We start from the raw sequence: 1085 nt of genomic DNA, 5'->3' as shown, positions 1-1085 counted from the left end.
CCGTACGGCGGGCCGGGCTGCTGGCATCTTCAGGCGGAGACAGAACGGTGGCGGCGGCCATGGTACTTCCGGAGGGGCAAGGCTGAATCATACCCAATCCGGTGCAATATACACATGTATACACAGCTGTGTGTGCGGCCGTATAGTGCATCCATGAGCGCTGTCGTCCGTCCTTCCCTGTTTTCCCCGTACCGCTGGCTGTCGCCGTCGCTGTTCGACTTCTGGGCGGGCCAGCTGAATCCGTTGTGGACCCTGCGTGAGCCGATGGCCCGCCTGGTGCGGCGCGAGCCGGCCGGCGAGGGCGCCGCCACCCTGGTCCTGCGCTGCAACCGGCACTGGGCCGGGATGCGCGCCGGCCAGCACGTCACCCTGGGCGTCGAGCTTGAGGGGCGTGTATTGCGCCGCAGCTACAGCCCGACCCGCCTGGGCCGTCGTGAGCTGGCCATTACCGTCAAGGCGGTGGAAGGCGGCAAGGTCAGCCAGCATCTCGTAGCGCATGCCAAGCCAGGCGACCTGTTCCGGCTGGATGCGGCCTTCGGTGATTTCCACATGCCCGCCGCAGCGCCGGTACTTCTGCTGGCGGCCGGCAGCGGCATCACGCCCATGCGCAGCCTGCTGCGCGACGCCTGCCAGCGCCCGCTGGCGGCGCCGGTCGACCTGTTCTACTGGGAGCGCAGCGCCGCGGCGTTCCAGTTCCGTGATGAGTTGCAGGCGCTGGCCGCAGCGAACCCGAACCTGCGCGTGCATCTGCTGACCACCCGCGAAGGCGAGGTGCCGGCCGCGCGCATCGACAGCCACACGTTGGCCGTTGCCGGTGACGACACCCCGCTGGCGCAGCGCCATGTGCTGGCCTGTGGCCCGGATGGCTTCGTTGCCGCTGCGCGCACGCGGCTGGCGCAGCAGGTGGCCGGCTTCCAGGCTGAAGCCTTTACGCCGCCTGCGGCACTCAGTGATGCCGACAGCCTGGGTGAGGTCGCATTGACCCTGGCCCGCAGCGGCCGGCGGCTGATCGTGCCGCGTGGCCGCTCGCTGCTGGAAAGCCTGGAGGCGCAGGGCATCGCGCCCAAGCACGGCTGCCGCATGGG

At 69.7% G+C, this 1085-nt stretch carries 1 protein-coding gene; it reads left to right on the top strand.

What is annotated here, in order from left to right; translation table 11 throughout:
* Window positions 1–153: 153 nt before the first annotated feature.
* The coding region (locus tag AB4Y84_RS22230; RefSeq protein ID WP_442251004.1) for a ferredoxin reductase at window positions 154–1085 on the top strand (932 nt) is incomplete at its 3' end.

Origin of the sequence: Stenotrophomonas sp. 2YAF22, assembly GCF_052114665.1 — a bacterium.
GTDB classification, from domain to species: Bacteria; Pseudomonadota; Gammaproteobacteria; order Xanthomonadales; family Xanthomonadaceae; genus Stenotrophomonas; species Stenotrophomonas indicatrix.
This window is presented reverse-complemented; position numbering and strand designations above follow the sequence as displayed.